At 70.5% G+C, this 18212-nt stretch carries 15 protein-coding genes and 1 pseudogene; 6 read left to right on the plus strand and 10 right to left on the minus strand.

All coding sequences use genetic code 11. From position 1 onward, the window contains the following. Positions 1–18: 18 nt before the first annotated feature. The 5 genes and pseudogenes from OG917_RS14310 to OG917_RS14330 all read right to left on the minus strand — a co-directional run bounded on the left by OG917_RS14310 (position 19) and on the right by OG917_RS14330 (position 5427). Positions 19–489, minus strand: a complete 471-nt coding sequence (locus OG917_RS14310; RefSeq protein WP_328317983.1) for a DUF6755 family protein — start codon at positions 487–489, stop codon at positions 19–21. Between the two features lie 6 nt (positions 490–495). Continuing rightward, positions 496–1221, minus strand: coding sequence for a ubiquinol-cytochrome c reductase iron-sulfur subunit (locus tag OG917_RS14315; RefSeq protein ID WP_443058954.1), 726 nt, complete (start codon positions 1219–1221; stop codon positions 496–498). 191 nt (positions 1222–1412) lie between these two features. Beyond that, positions 1413–2009 (minus strand): annotated as a pseudogene (locus OG917_RS14320) (4Fe-4S dicluster domain-containing protein); the annotation flags it as partial. 8 nt (positions 2010–2017) lie between these two features. Next, on the minus strand, positions 2018–4345 hold the full coding sequence (locus tag OG917_RS14325) for a molybdopterin oxidoreductase family protein (protein WP_328317985.1): 2328 nt from the start codon (positions 4343–4345) through the stop codon (positions 2018–2020). After that, the gene (locus OG917_RS14330; protein ID WP_443058955.1) at positions 4342–5427 is read right to left on the minus strand and encodes an MFS transporter; all 1086 of its coding nucleotides are present in this window, start codon (positions 5425–5427) and stop codon (positions 4342–4344) included. The genes OG917_RS14325 and OG917_RS14330 overlap by 4 nt, the downstream gene beginning before the upstream one ends. Positions 5428–5607: 180 nt before the next feature. On the opposite strand from OG917_RS14330, the gene OG917_RS14335 reads away from it, so the two are divergent. Then, positions 5608–6831 (plus strand): P1 family peptidase, encoded by a 1224-nt coding sequence (locus OG917_RS14335; RefSeq protein ID WP_328317986.1) that lies wholly within the window; start codon positions 5608–5610, stop codon positions 6829–6831. Between the two features lie 157 nt (positions 6832–6988). Beyond that, positions 6989–7735, plus strand: a complete 747-nt coding sequence (locus OG917_RS14340; protein ID WP_328317987.1) for a DUF6227 family protein — start codon at positions 6989–6991, stop codon at positions 7733–7735. 159 nt (positions 7736–7894) lie between these two features. Here OG917_RS14340 and OG917_RS14345 read toward each other — a convergent pair whose 3' ends face one another. After that, the gene (locus OG917_RS14345; RefSeq protein ID WP_328317988.1) at positions 7895–8869 is read right to left on the minus strand and encodes a helix-turn-helix transcriptional regulator; all 975 of its coding nucleotides are present in this window, start codon (positions 8867–8869) and stop codon (positions 7895–7897) included. A 62-nt stretch (positions 8870–8931) separates the two neighbouring features. On the opposite strand from OG917_RS14345, the gene OG917_RS14350 reads away from it, so the two are divergent. Beyond that, complete coding sequence (locus tag OG917_RS14350) at positions 8932–10506, plus strand: MFS transporter (protein WP_328317989.1); 1575 nt, start codon at positions 8932–8934, stop codon at positions 10504–10506. Positions 10507–10695: 189 nt separating this feature from the next. On the opposite strand, the gene OG917_RS14355 is transcribed toward OG917_RS14350, so the two are convergent. Then, positions 10696–11676, minus strand: a complete 981-nt coding sequence (locus OG917_RS14355; RefSeq protein WP_328317990.1) for a sigma-70 family RNA polymerase sigma factor — start codon at positions 11674–11676, stop codon at positions 10696–10698. 191 nt (positions 11677–11867) lie between these two features. Between OG917_RS14355 and OG917_RS14360 the strand changes: the two genes are divergently transcribed. After that, positions 11868–12452 (plus strand): GNAT family N-acetyltransferase, encoded by a 585-nt coding sequence (locus tag OG917_RS14360; protein ID WP_328317991.1) that lies wholly within the window; start codon positions 11868–11870, stop codon positions 12450–12452. Between the two features lie 75 nt (positions 12453–12527). On the opposite strand, the gene OG917_RS14365 is transcribed toward OG917_RS14360, so the two are convergent. Further along, on the minus strand, positions 12528–13307 hold the full coding sequence (locus OG917_RS14365; RefSeq protein WP_328317992.1) for a dioxygenase family protein: 780 nt from the start codon (positions 13305–13307) through the stop codon (positions 12528–12530). Positions 13308–13401: 94 nt separating this feature from the next. On the opposite strand from OG917_RS14365, the gene OG917_RS14370 reads away from it, so the two are divergent. Then, complete coding sequence (locus OG917_RS14370; RefSeq protein WP_328317993.1) at positions 13402–13917, plus strand: MarR family winged helix-turn-helix transcriptional regulator; 516 nt, start codon at positions 13402–13404, stop codon at positions 13915–13917. A 114-nt stretch (positions 13918–14031) separates the two neighbouring features. Here OG917_RS14370 and OG917_RS14375 read toward each other — a convergent pair whose 3' ends face one another. Together OG917_RS14375 and OG917_RS14380 are read right to left on the minus strand one after the other, a co-directional pair. Beyond that, a complete protein-coding gene (locus OG917_RS14375; RefSeq protein WP_328317994.1) occupies positions 14032–15561 on the minus strand; it encodes an MFS transporter in 1530 nt (509 codons plus the stop codon). A gap of 394 nt (positions 15562–15955) precedes the next feature. After that, on the minus strand, positions 15956–16594 hold the full coding sequence (locus OG917_RS14380; protein WP_328317995.1) for a TetR/AcrR family transcriptional regulator: 639 nt from the start codon (positions 16592–16594) through the stop codon (positions 15956–15958). Between the two features lie 267 nt (positions 16595–16861). On the opposite strand from OG917_RS14380, the gene OG917_RS14385 reads away from it, so the two are divergent. Further along, positions 16862–18211 (plus strand): M6 family metalloprotease domain-containing protein, encoded by a 1350-nt coding sequence (locus OG917_RS14385; RefSeq protein WP_328317996.1) that lies wholly within the window; start codon positions 16862–16864, stop codon positions 18209–18211. Position 18212: the final 1 nt, after the last annotated feature.

The raw sequence follows: 18212 nt of genomic DNA on the forward strand, positions 1-18212 counted from the left end.
GTTGTCCGGCCTGTGCCGTCAGCGGTCCTTCGGATCCAGGCGCCAGAGCCCCAGCACCACCAGGAAGGACAGGCAGAGGAAGCCGGCGGCCCACCAGGCTGTGCCTGTGTTGCCCTCCATCCACTCGTTCACGGTGATGGTCAGCGCCCAGAGCTGGCCGATCACCACGGACATCGCGAGGACGAGCCGGGCGGTCAGCCTGGAGGAGCGTTCCGGTTCCTGTTCGCTCCCCGCCCCGGGGCCGGGGCCGGTGTGCCGGATCCGCGGGTCGGCGTACCCACTGGTGGGACGGATCTGTGGATAGCGTTCGGCGAGCGGGCGGTTGAGGCGGGGCTGTGCGCTGCCCGGCCGGTACTCGGGTCCCGGCCGGGGCTGCGGCTCGGAGCGGGGCTGCGGCTCGGAGCGGGGCTGCGGCTCGGAGCGGGGCTGCGGCTCGGAGCGGGGCTGCGGCTCGGGGCGGGATCCGGGCTGGAGCGGCTGGTCAGTCACGGTCAGTCACGTCTGCTTCCCTCGCTCATGTGTCGCCCGTGTCACACCGGGACAGCCGAGCCGCGCCGTCGACTCCGGGTCGGATTTTCTGAACTGCCGGCAGACGGCGTCCTTGGTGTCCTCACCCGAGCGGGCCGTGGCAAGGGCCCAGACGCTGCCGTCCTCCCGCTCCACGAGGAGCACCCGTGGCAGCCCCCGAGGGGGTGGTCCCGCGGTGACCTCGCCGGTCCTGGCGTCGAAGACACCTTCGTGGCAGGGGCAGTAGAGCTCGCCCTCGGTGCCGCGGTCCTTGCGCCACAGCACGGCGCAGGCGAGGTGGGTGCAGACGGCTGAGTACCCGGCGAGGGTGCCGTCCGCCAGCCGTACGGCCACCGCGCGGTCCTCCTCACCGGGGAACCGGAAGTCGGCCGACTCGCCGGGCTGCAACCGGTCGGTGACCTTCCTGGGGGTGGGAGCCGCCTCACTGTCACCGTGCCGCTTCAGCACTCCCCCGGCGACACCGAGGCCGCCGACGGCCAGGCCCCCGGACACAGTGGTGACGATCCGCAGGTAGTCGCGGCGCGTGGTGAGCGAGTCCGCGCTGATCCGGTCGTTCAGCGCCTCGCGGGCCCCGTCGCTGTCCATCGGACCGCCCCCCGGAGAAGGCGTGCCCGGCGACTGCCCGGGCGGCTGCCGGCCTGGAGGGTGCTGGCCTGGAGAGTGCTGGCCTGGAGGGTGCTGGGTGACGCTCATCGTCCGCCCCCGCCTGCCGCGCCACCGGCGCCGTCGGGCCCGGGACCGGAGGCAGGACCACCACCGGCGCCGTCGGGCCCACCGGCAGCCGCGGGGCCACTGGTGCTGCTGGCGCCGCGCACACCACGGGCGCCACCGGCACCCCCGACCCCGCCACCGGATACACCGGCGCCGCCGACACCGGGCGCGTCTCTCACATCGACTCCATTGACCTCGACAACCGGAAGCCCGCCGGGCACCGGCCACTGGACCTTGTCGGCGGGGACCACCATCGCCACACCGGTCCTGACCACGACATCGCCGAACGCGAAGGAGTCGGCGACCTGCACACCGGGCCGCTCGGCCCGGAGCTCCTCAAGCGTTCCGTAGAAGAGCGCCCCCGTGGGGCAGACCGTGGCGCACATGGGGGCGAGGCCGTACGCGGTGCGGTCGTAACAGAGATTGCACTTGAGCTGGAGCTTCGCCTGGAGATCGATCTTCGGTACACCGAAGGGACAGGCGTTGACGCAGTTGGAGCAGCCGATGCAGCGCGTGGTGTCGGCCTCCTGGACCACACCGTCGGCGGTCACCAGGATCGCGTCGGCGGGGCAGACCTCGGCGCACGGTGCGACCGGGTCCTCACAGTGCATACAGACCGTGGGGAGGGAGGCCACGGACTGGCCGGGATCGGTGTAGTCGAGGTGGATCATCGACGTGCCCCGGTGCGAATCGCACTCGCGGCAGGCCGACACACAGGCCTGGCAACCGATGCAGCGCCCGGGATCGATGAAGATCGTTCTGCCCATCATGGCGGGGCTCAGCTCCTCTCCGCCGTGCCACGCCCTTGCGGGGCCGACGGCGGCAGGGGGTCGGTCCGGGAGATCCGCGTCCCGGCATAGGCCGTCCCGCCGGGGGCGACGGGCGGCGCGGGGACCTCGTCGACCCGCTCGGCGGCCTCGATGCGGCAGGCGCAGACCTTGTACTCGGGAATCTTGGAACGGGGGTCGAGCGCATCGATGGTGAGGGCGTTGGCCGCTGTGGGAACAGCCCAGTGGTACGGAATGAAGACGGTGTCCGGCCGGATGGCCTCGGTGACCAGCGCGGGGAAGACCTCGCTGCCCCGCCGGGTGACGACCCGTACGGGATCTCCGGAGGTGAAGCCATGGGACGGATGCACCTCCACCCAGGGACGCGGGGTCTGCTCGACGAGCGCGCCCAGCCTGCGGGTCTGGTTGCCGGAGAGGAAGTGCGCGACCGTGCGGCCCGTCGTGAGCGACATGGGGTGCTCGTCGTCGTACGGGTCCATCGGCGGGTGCCACTCGACCACCTGCAGATGGATCTTGCCGTCGGGGTGGTACGTGGTGCCGTCCTCGAAGAGCCGGGGAGTGCCGGGGTGATCGGTGGACGGGCAGGGCCAGGCGATACCGCCGGTCTCCTCAAGCCGTTCGTAGGTGATGCCGTAGTAGTCGTTGACGGTGCCCGCCGACGCGATGCGCAGTTCCTCGAAGACCTCGCGGGAACCGGCGTAGGTGAATTTGTCACCGACGCCGAGCCGCTGGGCGAGCTGCGCGATCACCCAGGTGTCGGTCCGTACCCCGGGGGGCGGGTCCTGCGCCTTGTTGTGCTTGACCACCCGGGCCTCGGCGTTGGCCATCACGCCCTCGTCCTCGGCCCAGGTGGTGACAGGGAAGACCACGTGAGCGTTGGCCGCGGTCTCGGAGAGGAAGAAGTCGAACTGTGCGTGGAACTCGGTGGTGTCGTACCCCTCCTTGACCACCCGGTAGTTGGGGAGGGAGACGAAGGGGTTGTTGCAGATACCGATGAGTCCGCGGATCTCCTGGCGCCGCATCTGCCAGACCATCTCCATCATCGAGGTTCCCGCGGGCGGGAGTTCGGATTCCTCGATGCCCCAGATCTCACAGATCTGCCTGCGGTGCTCCGGGTTCGTGATCGACCGGCCACCGGGAAGGAGGTCGGACTTCTGGCCGTGTTCGCGGCCACCCTGGCCGTTTCCCTGGCCCGTGAGGGTCCCGTAGCCGGCGCCGGGGCGGCCGATGTGGCCGGTGGCGGCGCAGAGGTTGATGACGGAGAGGCAGTTCTCGACGCCCTGGGAGTGGTGCTCGATACCGCGGGCGTGCCAGGCCATGGCCCGCTCGGCGCCTGCGAAGGTCCGGGCGACCTGGACCACCTGCCCGGCCGGGATGCCGCAGATCCCTGCGGCGCGTTCCGGGGTGTACTCGGCGACCTTGGCGCGGACCTCCTCCCAGCCGGTGGTGTGCGCCCCGACGAAGTCCTTGTTGTCGAGGCCTTCGCGGATCACCACGTTCAGTACGGCATTGAAGAAGACCGAGTCGGTGCCGGGCTTGAGCGCGACATGGATGTCGGCGGTCCGGGCGATGGCCGTCTCGCGCGGGTCGATGACGATGAGGGAGGCGCCACGGTCCCTGGCCCCCCACAGGTACTGCGTCAGCACGGGGAAGCACTCCCCGACGTTCGACCCGGCGATGAGCAGGCAGTCGGTGAGGAGGATGTCGGAGAAAGGGTTCCCCGCCCGGTCGATGCCGAAAGCGAGCTTGTTGGCGCCGGCGGCGCTGACCATGCAGAGCCTGCCGTTGTAGTCGACGTGTCGGGTCTTGAGCGCCACCCGGGCGAACTTGCCGACCAGATAGGTCTTCTCGGAGAAGAGGCTGGCACCGCCGAGCAGCCCGAACGCGTCGTTGCCGTACCGCCCCTGGATGCGGCGGATCTCGGAGACGGTGAAGTCGAGCGCCTCCTCCCACGAGGCCTCTCCGAAGGGCTCGTCGCGTGTGCGGCGCATCAGCGGCGCGGTGAGCCTGTCCGGGTGGTTGACCTGCTGATAGGCGTTGATCCCCTTGGGACAGAGCCGCATCCGGTTGATGTCGTGGTTGCGGGGCTCCACTCCGAAGACCTTGCCGTGCCTGTTCACACGGAGGTACATGCCGCACTGCACCCCGCAGAAGCAGCAGTGGGTGGGGACGAGCGTCTCGCCGTTCTGGTCGGCGTGCCACTGGTCGGCGGGGATACCGCCCGCGTCCCGGAAGTTGCGGGTGCCAGGAGGGGCGATGGACGGGTCGAGCGGGATGGGTGCGCCGTGCGGGACAGCCGGGGCCTGCGGGGTGCTCACTTGAAGCCCTTCTTCACTTGGGTGAGGTAGGCGTTGCCGCGCAGCACCCGCTTGCAGCGCGGGCAGTACTCGGCCCAGGCGTCGAAGCCCAGGTCCAGATCGCGCATGGTGGCACGGAGGTTGTCGACGTACGGCCCGGTGTCGATCGGCTCGTGGCAGCGGCGGCAGGTGAAGATCTCTTCGTCCTGGCGGGCGGTGTACTTGAACAGCTGCATTCCCACGGCCGCGGGCCGCTGCACGATGTGGAAGAACTTGCCGAACGGGACGTAGACGAGGGTGAAGATCACCGAGACCATGTGCAGCACAGCGAGGAACTCGTAGCCGCCGCCCCGCAGGAATACCGAGGAGAAGGTGAGGAGGAGTCCCGTCACGGAGATGACGATCAGCGCGAGCAGTGGCACCAGGTCGTAGGCGAACCGCTGTCCCGTCATGGCGCCCCGGTCCCTCATCCGCCGCCAGAGGAAGTACGAGGCACCGGGGATGACCAGGACGGCGGCGACATCGAGGCCGTGGAACATCAGCCAGCCCAGGATGTTCAGCGAGTCGAACCCGAGGATCTTGAAGCCCCAGATCCGCATCTCGTATCCGGGCCCCGAGCCGCTGCCCGACGTGAAGGTGAACCAGCCCCAGGTGAGCGGGAAGGTGATCAGGGAGGCGAGGACGCATCCCCAGAAGATCAGCTGGTGCGCCGCCCAGCGGGCGTGCGACCTGGCGCCGAGGAACTTCTGGAAGCCCAGATAGGTGGCGATCATCTTCGGCAGCGCGGTGGGCGCCCTGCGGAAGTTGGCGCGCGAGAAGAAGCTGCTCCAGCCCTTGTTGAAGAGCCTGCGCGCCCCGGGCGCGGAGATCCACACCGTGTACCGGTAGGCGACGCCGAAGGCGAGGAAGACGCTGGCGACGGCGTACGGCAGGAGGGCCGAGTCGAAGTCGTGCAGGAAACGGCTGCCCAGCACGATGGCCACGATCAGCGCCAGCGAGACCGCGGCGCCCGCGGCCGCCGCGCGCACGGACACGGTGCGTGCCGGTGCGGTGCGTACGGAGCCGGTGTGCGGCGGCGGTACGGCGGAGGCGGACTCGGTCACTGCGTCACCGTAGTCCGCGATATCCCTTTTATGCGCTATTCGTGTGCCTGGTGGCGTGCCCCCTGCCGTGACCGGTCCGGCCGCCACGAAGGGAGGGAGAAGGGGCAGCGGAAGGACCGGGACCGGACGGGCCAGGAGCAGCGGGCGCCACCTCGCCGGCAGGGGTGGTCCCATGGAGGCATGACCGCAGCAGACACCCCGTCAGGACGCCGTATGACACCGCTCGCGGGTGAGGACGGCGCCCAGGGCGCCCCGAAGCCGCCCGCGCACCCCGGATCCCCCGCACACCCGGGCTCTCCCGTACACCCGGGCTCTCCCGCACACCCGGACTCCCCCGTGGGCCCGAACGCGAACACGCCCACGCGGCAGCCCGATTCGATCACCGATGTGGCCGGGCTCCGGGTCGGGCACGCGCAGGTACCCGGCGCGGGCGCGCTGAGCGGCACCACTGTCGTCCTGGCGCCGCCCGGCGGTGTGGTGGCCGCCGTGGACGTGCGCGGGGGAGGCCCCGGCACCCGGGAAACGGACGCCCTCGACCCACGCAATCTGGTCCAGCGCGTGGACGCCGTCGTCCTCACGGGCGGCAGCGCCTACGGGCTGGACTCCGCTTCCGGCGTGATGGCCTGGCTGGAGGAACAGGGCCGCGGCGTCCAGGTCGGCCCCGATCCCGCGCAGGTGGTACCGGTCGTCCCCGCCGCCTGCATCTTCGACCTGGGCCGCGGGGGAGACTGGCGGGCCAGGCCGGACGCGGCCACCGGCCGGGCGGCCGTGGAGGCCGCAGCGGAGACGGCGCCCGGCACACCGGCCGGACAGGGCAGCGTCGGCGCCGGTACGGGTGCGGTGGCCGGCGGGCTCAAGGGCGGGGTCGGCTCGGCGAGCATCACCCTCGCCTCGGGCATCACGGTGGGCGCGCTGGCCGTGGTGAACGCGGCGGGCTCACCGGTCGATCCGCTGACGGGCGTGCTCTACGGCGAGTACGGCCAGGGCCGCCCCGACTACCCCGCGACCGCCGTTCACGAGGAGGCACAGCGACAACTGGCTCTGGCGCGCGAGGACGGCACGCGCCCCCCGCTGAACACCACCCTGGCGGTCGTGGCCACCGACGCCGAACTCACCCGCGCCCAGGCGCAGAAGCTCGCCGGCACGGCGCACGACGGCCTGGCGCGAGCCGTGCGGCCCGTCCACCTGATGCATGACGGCGACACCGTCTTCGCACTTGCCACCGGCACCGGACACCACCCCGACCTGAGCGTCCTCAACGACGTGCTGGCCGCCGGGGCCGACGCGCTGAGCCGCGCCGTGGTGCGGGCCGTCCGGGCCGCGGAGCCGGTGGAGGGGCCCGGTGGGCGGTTTCCGGCCTATCGTGACCTGTACGGGACGGGGCCGGGAACCGAACCGAACTGACACAGCATCTACTGACTTGCCGGACACGTGAGTTGGCAGGGCGCCCGGGAACTTCGCGCACGCCCCCTTCGTTTTGCCGAACGAAGGCCACGTTGTCAGACCCAGGGGCTACGTTGAGTTCCGACCTCATGACTTGCCGCGACGGCCTGGAGAGACCTTGAGCCATTCGCATGAGACGACCGAGGAGCACCTCGCGCGACTCCTCGACCGCGCACTGAACGCCTTCGAGCTGCCCGACGCCGCTGTCGAGCGGCTCGGCTCCGCGCTGGCGCACAGCACCGCGCTGCACTCCTCGCACCACAGCTCGGGCGCCGGGCTGCACCGCGAGACGTACCGTCACACGTTCCTCATCGCCGACGGCACCGACCTGACCCTGTGGGAGCTGGTGTACGAGACGGGCACCGGCACGGGCCCGCAGTACGAGCTGTATCCGGGTGAGGCCGAGGCCAGGCTCGCCGTGACCCGGATCCGCGGTGCCGACGCCGCCGCGATGTTCCCCGACGAGGACCCGGAGGACGACCTCGGCATCCTCACCACGCTCCAGTCGCCTCCTCCGCCCGCGGCGGCCAGGACGTACACGGCGGACCGATCGGCCGACCACGCCCGCCGGGTGCTGCGCCGCGCGGAGAATCCGGACCACCCCGGTGAGGAGATCGCGCGACGGCTGCGTTCCGCGTTCGCCCACCAGATCAGCCAGGCCCTCGGCAGCCAGTGCCGCTTCGAGAGCGCGGGCCCCGCGGCCTTCACCCTCTACGAGCACGCTTTCCTGCTGTTGGACGGCCAGGAGGTCAGCCTCTGGGAGGTCGAGCACACGGCGACACCCGACGGCCGTCACATGTGCGAGGTGTACGCGTCGCAGAGCGCGGCCCGCACGGCGATGGAGCTCCGCGCCCGCGTGCGCTGAACCCCGCGTCACCCCCGACACCCGCACCGCCCCGACACCCGCACCACCCCATGCCCACACCGCGGCACCCCGGCACCCGCACTCCGACTCCCCCGGCACCGGCACCTCGCCGCCCCCGGCTCACCCGCCGTACTCGTCGCTCCCGGCAGGCCGAGGGGCTCACCGGTCGCGCCCTGTCCCCGCCGCACGGCCCAGCCGGGCGCCCAGCTCCGCCACGTACTCCACCAGCTCGGGCGGGTGGTGCACGGTGAACTCCGCGTCCACCACCGCCAGCCGCAGCCCCAGCCACTCCAGCGAGTCCGCCACCGGCGCCCGGAGACGGCAGCGTCGCTCGTCCAGTACCTCGGGCGTACCCATCCCGTTCGGCAGCCGTGCCGCCACGAACTCCGCCGGGGCCTCGAAGGTCACGTCGAGATCCACCGAAGGCTGCCGTCGCGACAGGGACCGGCTGACGAACTCCCCCGCATCGACCGCGGGCAGCTCCCGCGGGACGAATCGCGCCCCCGTCGCGAAGGGCCGGCTCACCCGGTCGACCCGGAACGTCCGCCAGTCGTCCCGGTCGATGTCGTATGCGACGAGATACCAGCGGCGGCCGGTGGAGACCAGCCGGTACGGCTCGACCAGCCGCTTCGTCTCCGTACCGTCCCCGGCCCGGTAGCCGAAGCGCAGCCGCTCGGGCCCGGTGGCGGCCCCCGCGATCACCGTCAGCGTGTCCGGATCGACCGTCGCGCCGTCCCCGCTGGTCAGCGGGATCGTCGCGGCCTGAAGCGTGGCCACGCGGTGCCGCAGCCTGGACGGCAGCACCTGTTCCAGTTTGGCCAGGGCCCGTACGGAAGCCTCTTCGATGCCCTCGACCGCGTGCCCGGCCCCGGCGCGCAGCCCGACCGCGATGGCGACCGCCTCTTCGTCGTCGAGGACCAGCGGGGGCATGGCCTTGCCCGCCACCAGCCGGTAGCCGCCCTCGGCTCCCCTCGTGGCCTGGACGGGATAGCCGAGGTCACGCAGCCGGTCGATGTCCCGGCGCACGGTGCGCCTGCTGACGGCGAGGCGCCCGGCGAGCTCACTGCCGGGCCATTCGCGCGGGGTCTGGAGCAGCGAGAGAAGGTGCAGCAGCCGTACCGGCGTGTCCGTCATGAGACCCAGGATGCCCGGGAACTGGGACACAGGTTGACCTATATACCGACTAGCTTCACCGCATGACCTCAACACCCCAGCCCACCGCCCAGGACGCGCCGGACACCCCGGCGGCACAGGCCGCCCGGGCCGCGCTCAGGGCGGACCGTCGCAGGTGGTTCGCGCTGGCCATCGTGATGACCGCGGCCTTCATGGACCTCGTCGACGTGACGATCGTCAACATCGCGATCCCGTCCATCCAGAAGGACACCGGCGCCTCGTTCAGCCAGATCCAGTGGATCACCGCGGGCTATGCGCTGGCCTTCGCCGCCGGACTGATCACCGGCGGGCGGCTCGGCGACATCCACGGCCGTAAGAGGCTCTTCCTCATCGGCATAGGCGGCTTCACGCTGGCCTCCGCACTGTGCGGCTTCGCGGCGAACCCGGAGATGCTGGTGGCCTCGCGGATCCTGCAGGGTGCGATGGCGGCGCTGATGGTGCCGCAGGTCCTCTCGATCGTGCACGCCACCTTCCCCGCCGAGGAGCGCGGCAAGGTCTTCGGGCTGTTCGGCGCGATCGTCGGCCTGGGCGCGGTCTCCGGCCCACTGCTCGGCGCGCTGCTGACCGAGTGGAACATCGCAGGCCTGGAGTGGCGCCCGATCTTCCTGATCAACCTGCCGGTCGGGCTGATCGGGCTCTTCCTCGGGCGCAGGTTCATCACCGAGTCCAGGGCCCCGAAGGCGCTCAGGCTGGACATCGTCGGTGTGCTGCTGGTGGTCGTCGGTCTGCTGATGCTGCTCTACCCGCTGACGCGCGGCCGTGAGCTCGGCTGGCCGGTCTGGGGGTACGTCTCGATGGCGGGCAGCGTCGTCGTGTTCGGCGGGCTGGTCGCGTACGAGCGGCTGAAGGCGCGGAAGGACGGCTCACCACTGGTCGAGCTGGAGCTGTTCAAGGTGAAGAGCTTCGCCGCCGGCATCGCGGTGCAGGCCACGTTCGGCGTGGCGCTGGGTATCTTCTTCCTGGTCTGGACGCTGTACATGCAGATCGGCCTCGGCTGGAGCGCCCTGCGGGCGGGGGTCACGGGGATCCCGTTCTCGGTGGCCGTCTCGGCCGCCGCCGGTATGTCCGTACAGAAGCTGGTCCCGCGCTTCGGCCGCAAGGTGCTCCAGGCGGGCGCGCTGCTGATGGCGGCCGGGCTGCTGCTCTACATCTGGGAGGCGGACCGGTACGGGACAGCGATCACGTCCTGGCAGATGGTGCTGCCGCTGGCGGTCATGGGGGTCGGTATGGGGCTGATCGTCGCGCCGCTGACGGACGCGGTCCTCGCGGACGTCCCCAAGGAGCATGCCGGGTCGGCCTCCGGCCTGATCAACACCGTGCAGCAGATGGGCAACGCGCTGGGGCTCGGCCTGGTGTCCGTCGTGTTCTTCGGCTCGATCAGCGACCGGCTGGCGCCGAGCGCGACCGGGGACGCCTTCGTCCACGCCTTCATGCACTCGCTGTGGTGGGTGGCCGGGGTGCTCGGTGTGATCTTCCTGCTGATGTTCGCCCTGCCCAAGCGGGCGCCTGCCGGCAGCGGGGCGGAGCCGGCCGCCGGACCGGCGGAGGAGGGGGCCGACACGGACGAGACGCCCAGGGAAGCGGTGTTCACCGTCTGAGGGCGCAGTCCCGCCGCTCCCCCGGCCGGGCGGCGCTCGGGAAGCCGCTCCGCGCTCACTCCCTCAGGCTCGCGCGCTCACGCATACGCCCCGGCCTGCGAATACCGGGCGGCGCCGCACTCGGCGCCGCCCGGTAGCCGGGTCCGGGGGCAGGGTCGCAGGAGGGCCACAAAGTGACGGGTGCGCAGCTCACGCCGCCGCGTCGAAGCCCACGTCGTCCGCCATCTTCTTCAGTTCGAGCAGCGCGTGCTTCTCGATCTGGCGGATCCGCTCGCGGGTCAGACCGTGCTCCTTACCGACCTCGGTCAGCGTCCGCTCCCGGCCGTCGTCGATACCGAAGCGCATCTTGATGATCGAAGCCGTGCGGTGATCGAGCTTGCCGATCAGCTCGTCGAGCTCCTCACTGCGCAGCAGCGTCATGACCGACTGCTCGGGCGATACCGCCGACGTGTCCTCCAGGAGGTCACCGAACTGGGTCTCGCCCTGGTCGTCCACCGGCATGTTCAGGCTGACCGGGTCACGGGCCCAGTCCAGTACATCGCTCACACGGGACGGCTTGGTGTCCAGCTCGGCAGCGATCTCCTCATGCTCCGGGTCACGGCCGTGTTCGCGGTTGAACTCGCGCTGGACACGGCGGATCCGGCCCAGCTCCTCCACCAGGTGGACAGGGAGCCGGATGGTACGCGACTGGTCGGCTATGGACCGGGTGATCGCCTGCCGGATCCACCAGGTGGCATACGTGGAGAACTTGAAGCCTTTGGCGTAGTCGAACTTCTCGACCGCGCGCACCAGGCCGGCGTTCCCCTCCTGGATGAGGTCGAGCAGGGGCAGACCGGCGCGCGGATAGCGGCGCGCCACAGCGACGACCAGACGCAGGTTGGAGCGGATGAAGACATCCTTGGCGCGCTCCCCGGCGGCGACCAGCGCCTCCAGTTCACCGTGCGAGGCCCCGGCCGCCTCGCTCTGCACGGAACCGTCGAGAACCTGCTGGGCGAACACCCCGGCCTCTATGGTCTGGGACAGCTCGACCTCCTTCTCGGCGTCGAGCAGCGGCGTACGTGCGATTTCATCGAGGTACATGCCGACCAGGTCGCGGTCGGCGATCTCCCCGCCTACGGCGCGAACGCTGCTTGCCCGGTCGGAACGACGGGCGACGGCACGGGTTGCCATGCGTGCTCCCTTACGTGAGTAACGTGATGAGGTCGCGAATCAGTGGCTCGATGGTGCGGTGTGGTGCGGAACACCCTCTCCGGTGTCCTGCATCTGATGGAAACAACGACTGGAATCCGGACAGAATTCCCCAGGTACGCTCTCTTTTTAGTGATCGTGCAGTACCCTGTCCGGCCACCTAGGGAGAGCACATGTCAGCGGACCGTACGGACGTGCAGGTCAGGCCGGGCCGGGAGGCCGACCTGGAGGCCCTGACCGACCTCTACAACCACTACGTCCGTGAGACTGCGATCACATTTGACACGAATGTCTTCGCTCCCGATGAGCGCCGCCCATGGCTGCTCTCCCATCCTGAAGACGGCCCGCACAGGCTCCTGGTTGCTCAGGAAATACCGTCTGCCCGGATTCTGGGGTATGCAACCAGCAGTGCATTCCGGCCGAAGGCGGCGTACGCCACCTCGGTCGAGGTGACCGTCTACTGCGCCCCCGGCGCCGCGGGCCGCGGGATCGGCACCCTGCTCTACGAAGCGCTCTTCGATGCGCTGTCCGATGAGGACGTGCACCGGGCGTACGCCGGGATCACCCTGCCCAACGACGCCTCCGCCGCTCTGCACGCGCGCTTCGGCTTCACCCCGGTGGGCACGTACCGCGAGGTGGGGCGGAAGTTCGGCGTCTACCACGATGTCGCCTGGTTCGAGAGACCTCTCGACAGGAGGGCCCGGGCAGCGGGGGCTGTCGGCGCGGCGGGGGCTGTCGGCGGGCCCACGACCGGATAACCCACAGCCCGGCCCCGCATCCTGCCCCCACCACCCTGTCCGGGACCCGCGCACCCCCTGCCCGGACCAGCCGGACTACCCGAACTGCACCGACCGCTTCGCAAGCCCCATCCAGAAGCCGTCGATCACATCGCGCCGGTCCTCCAGCCCGTCCCCGGCCGCCCCGAGTGTCACGAACAGCGGCGCGAAGTGCTCGGTCCGCGGGTGGGCGAGCCGCGCGGACGGGGACTTCCGCTCGAAGTCGAGCAGCGCGTCGATGTCCTGGGCCTCCAGCGCCTCGCGCCCCCAGGCGTCGAACTCCACGGACCAGCCGGGGGTGCCTCCGTGGCGCAGCGCCGCCAGGTTGTGGGTGAAGAAGCCACTGCCGACGATCAGCACGCCTTCGTCCCGCAGCGGGGCGAGCCTGCGCCCGATGTCCATCAGCTTCCGCGGGTCGAGCGTCGGCATGGAGATCTGCAGCACGGGGATGCCGGCGTCCGGGTACATCTCCACCAGCGGGACGTACGCCCCGTGGTCGAGCCCCCGGTCCGGTACGTCCTGGACCGGATGACCGGCGCCGCGCAGCAGCTTCCGTACGCTCTCGGCCAGCAGGGGTGCGCCGGGGGCGCCGTACGTCACCTGGTAGTAGTGCTCGGGGAAGCCCCAGAAGTCGTATACGAGGGGGACCGCGCCGGTCGCGCCGAGCGCCAGGGGGGCGTCCTCCCAGTGCGCGGAGACCATCAGGATGGCCTTGGGGCGCGGCAGGGCGGCGGACCAGGCAGCGAGCTGGCCGGGCCAGACCGGATCGTCGGCGAGCGGTGGCGCGCCATGGGAGAGGTACAGGGCGGGCATGCGTTCCGGGGCGACGGCGGTCATGGGCGGCAACTCCCTCGATGAACTACTTGAAGTATCAAGCGTTTACCCGGAACCTTAATCATATCTAGTTTAATATTCAAGAAAGAGTCGTACAGTGGAGCACATGACTTCGGCACCGCCCCCTGACGAACCGCGCTGGCTCAGCGACGAGGAGCAGCGCATCTGGCGCGCGTACCTCCATGCCACCACGCTCCTGGAGGACCACCTCGACCGCCAGCTGCAGCGGGACGCCGGTATGCCGCACATCTACTACGGGCTGCTCGTGAAGCTCGCCCAGGCGCCGCGGCGGCGCATGCGGATGACCGAGCTCGCGAGGGACGCGAAGATCACCCGGTCCCGGCTCTCGCACGCCATCGCGCGGCTGGAGCGGAACGGCTGGGTGCGCCGCGAGGACTGCCCGTCCGACAAGCGGGGCCAGAACGCGGTCCTGACGCCCGCCGGTACGAAGGTGCTGGAACGCACCGCTCCCGGCCACGTCGCCGCCGTACGGCAGGCGCTGTTCGACCGGCTCTCCCCCGAACAGACGGACCAGCTCGGCGAGATCATGCGCGTGCTGGCCGAAGGGTTGCAGCCACCGGGCGAGGACGCGGATCTGCCCTGGCTCCGCTGACGCCTCCGGACTCCCGAGACGTCCCTGCGGAACCAGGGCAGATCTTCTGCAGCGGGGCGCGTGCCCCGTACGTGCGGCGGGGCGCGTGCCCCCGCACGCGTCAGCCCGCTCGGCTCAGTGCGCGATCACCGGGATCTGCAGCTCGTCCTCGATCGCGTCGGAGTCCCCGGAGCCGGAGCCCGAAGCCGTCGGAGTGACCGAGGGACGACCGGCGTTGATGAGGGTCAGCGCGATCGCCGAGGCGATCGCCAGGATGCCGACCGCCACCCAGATCGCGTGGGTGTAGCCGTGCACCAGGGCCTGTGCCTGGATCAGCTTGACGTTGCCGCCGGCCGCCGCGTGCCCCGTGAGGTACGCGGTGGTGGCGGAGGCGGCGATCGTGTTCAGCAGCGCCGTACCGATCGCGCCGCCCACCTGCTGCGAGGTGTTGACCATTGCCGAGGCGACACCGGCGTCACGCGGTGCGATGCCGTGCGTGGCGAGGGACATGGCGGGCATGAACGCCGTACCCATCCCGAGGCCCAGCAGCAGCATGCCCGGCAGGATCACTCCGGCGTACGAGGAACCGACCTCGATGCGGGTCAGCAGCAGCATGCCGACGGCCGCGACGGCGAAGCCGGGGCCCATCAGGAACCGGGCGGGCACCCGGGTCATCAGCCGGGCGCCGATCTGCGTGGAGCCCGTGATCATGGCGGCGACCATCGGCAGGAAGGCGAAACCGGTCCTGACCGAGGAGTAGCCCTGCACGACCTGGAGGTAGTAGGTCAGGAAGAGGAAGAGACCGAACATTCCGATGATGGCCAGGCCGAGCGAGGCGTAGATGCCACCGCGGTTGCGGTCGGCGACCACGCGGAGCGGCAGCAGCGGTGCCTTGACCTTCGACTCGACGGCGACGAACGCGCCGAGCAGGACGACGGTCGCGACGAACATGCCGATGGTGACCGGGTCCGACCAGCCGTCGGACGCGGCGCGCGTGAAGCCGTACACCAGGGCGACCAGGCCCGTCGTGGAGAGCAGCACACCGGGGATGTCCAGCGGCGAACGGTTGCGGCCACCCGCGGGCTCACGGATCACGAAGTACGCACCGAGCGCGGCGACAGCGGCGAACGGGATGTTGACGAAGAACGTCCAGCGCCAGTCCAGGTACTCGGTGAGGAACCCGCCGAGCAGCAGGCCCACGGCGCCGCCACCACCGGCGATGGCCCCGAAGATACCGAACGCCTTGGCGCGCTCCTTGGCATCGGTGAAGGTCACGGCGAGCAGCGAGAGCGCGGCGGGCGCGAGCAGCGCGCCGAAGACACCCTGCGCGGCACGGGAGGTGAGCAGCATCGCCTCGTTGCCTGCGGCGCCACCGACGGCGGAGGCCGCGGCGAAACCGAGCAGCCCGATGACGAAGGCGCGCTTACGGCCCCAGAGGTCGCCGATGCGGCCACCGAAGAGCAGCAGTCCGCCGAAGGCGAGGGCGTAGGCCGTGATGACCCACTGCTTGTTGGCGTCCGAGATGCCCAAGTCGACCTGGGCGTGCGGCAGCGCGATGTTCACGATCGTCGCGTCGAGCACCACCATCAGCTGCGCGAGGGCGATGAAGACGAGTGCTTTCCAGCGATTGGGATCAGGGAGTGATATGTCGGCAGTTTTCGACATGGTGGGAGCCACCTAGGGGTGCGGAGAGGTCAAGACAGGGCAACGAGAAGTCCGCGCAGGAGCGAGTCAGAGCTCCTGGACAGGGGTCGTGAGGCGCACTCCCGGAGCGCACTGCAGGGTGCGCTCACGGGCGGGCGTTTCGCGGTCGTGCGCTCCGGGTGGGCGCTTCAAGCGCGTACACGGGCGTCGGGCATCGAGGTCAGGCGTGCAATTCGGGCGTCCTCTTCAGGCGTCGTGATCAAACGTCGAGATCGAGCAGCGTGTCCGTGCGGCGGGTCCGGGCCCCGGTCCGTCCGGACCTCGTCGTGTTCTGGGTGTGGTCCGTGATCGGGCTGTGGTCCGTGTTCGGGCTGTGGTCCGTGTTCAAGCGTGGGGTCCGGCCATTACGTCTGCGTTACGACGGCCGGCGCAGGTCTTCAAGAGTCGCCGGTGACCCAGGAAGTGCCGTCCGCGCCGAGGCCTGAAGCCCGTCGAGGAACAGCTGTAGATGACGGTGGACGAAGCGGTCGAGGCCCAGACAACCCGCGCCGGGCAGCGGCCTGGTGAGCTGGGAGAGGGCGACGAACAGATCCCCGACCGCGACGTCGGAGCGCAGCCGCCCTTCCTGGCGTGCCCGGCTCATGAGGTCCTCCACGGACTCCGCGAGCCGGTCACGCGCCGCCATGATCTCCGTGTCCGCACGGTCGAAGCCGTCGGAGAGCATCGGGCAGAGCGCGCCGATCTTCTCCTCGGCCGCTGCGTGCACAAAACGGCGGAGCGCGGCGAAGCTGTCGGGCTCTTCGGCGATGGCCGCCTCCACCTGGTCCGCGACGCGGGCCATGACGGAGAGAACGACGTGCCGGAAGAGTTCGACCCGGTCGGGGAAGTGACGGTAGAGCGTGGCGTTGCCGACGCCGGCCCGGCGGGCGATCTCGTCGAGCGGCACGTCCGGCCCGTACTCCACGAAGATCTCACGCGCGGCCGATACGATCCGCTCCCGGTTGCGCAGGGCGTCGGCCCTGGTGCGCGGCCGGACTGCGGTGGCGGTGTCCACGGCGCTCCCCTTCCCTTTCCCTGTCGGTCCCGAAGTGTTCTGGTTCCCGCAACCGGGGAAGGACTCCCCGCTTCGCAGTTACAGGGGTTCAAACGGGGAAACGGTCCCCGGTTATTTCCCCGGCCTCATGTGACCTGCGTCACGCCGGAAATGCCCCGGAAAGTCCACGATCGGCTCACCCAGCGCGCGCCCCCGCCCCGCCCGACACAGGGTGATCGAACGAGTGCAGTTCGGAACCGTCGGCTGCCGCGGCCCGAAGGCGAAGGCATGCATCAGACCCGCCCCAGGTCGAGCGGCAGCCCCTCCGGCTCCGGCACCCCCCGCTCACGGATACGTTCCCCCCGCCGTCCCCTCGCCGTCGTCACCCTGGCGGCGCTCGCGCTGGCCGCGCTGACGTCGGGCAGCACCACCCTGATGCAGCGGACACCGCCGGGCGGCCCCGCGGCCACCACGGGGAAGCTCTCCGTCCGCGCCGACCACACGGGCTCCGCCGTCTCGCTCGGCCCGTGCCGGATCGGCGGCGCCCTGGGCGTCCAGATGTCCGAGGGCCTGCCCACGGCACCGGGCTACGCCCGCTCGACGGGCTCGGTCCACGCCCTCACCCTCATGATCGACTTTCCGGACGCCATGGGGTCGGAACCCGCGATGAAGCGGTACGGCGAGTTCTTCCCGCAGACCTCCGCCTGGTACCGCACCAGCTCCTACGGCCGGCTCGCCTACCACCCCGAGGCCCCTGTCAGGCGCTGGCTGCGGATGCCGTCACCCTTCAGCTCGTACGGAATACAGCGGGGCTCCCCGTATCAGCCGGGGTACCGGCGGCTCGCCCAGGACATCGTGAAGGCCGCCGACCGACAGGTGGACTTCCGCAAGTACGACCTGATCAATGTGCTGGCCACCCCGAACGCGGGCCCCTCCGCCCTGGACACCGTGCTCTCGGTGACCTTCTCCGGCAACGACGAGGCGCCCGTCGCGGACGGCGTGAAACTCTCCAACATGTCGTTCATCTACAGCCGTCAGGACGACGGATCCGGCTCGTTCAGCCGCACCGGCTACCGCGTCCTGCCCCACGAGAACGGCCACACCTTCGGTCTCCCCGACCTCTACACCTCAAGCGGCGGCGGCTCGGTGGGGCACTGGGACATCATGTCCGAGGACTGGGGTGCCAACAACGACATGCTGGGCTGGCACAAGTGGAAGCTCGGCTGGATCGACGACAACCAGGTCAGCTGCGCCTCGACGCCCGGCACCCACGAGGCGGCACTGTCCCCTCTGGCGACGCGCGGCGGCACCAAACTGGCCGTGATCCCGATGTCGGAGTCCGCCGCCTACGTGGTCGAGGCCCGGACCCGCTCAGGCAACGACGACGCGGTGTGCCGCCCGGGCGTGCTGGTCTACCGCGTCGACGGCGACGTCGACACCGGACAGGGCCCGGTCTCCGTCCGCGACAGCACACCCGACAGCGGCGGCTGCACCCTGCGGGCCAATGTGCAGGCGGAGCTGTCGGACGCCCCGTACGCGGTCGGCCAGACCTTCACCGACGCGGCGCACGGGATCATCATCAACGTCACCGGCAAGGACAAGGCCGGCGACTACCGGGTGCGCATCACCCGCTCCTGAC

Origin of the sequence: Streptomyces sp. NBC_00388, from assembly GCF_036061255.1 — a bacterium.
Classification (GTDB): domain Bacteria; phylum Actinomycetota; class Actinomycetes; order Streptomycetales; family Streptomycetaceae; genus Streptomyces.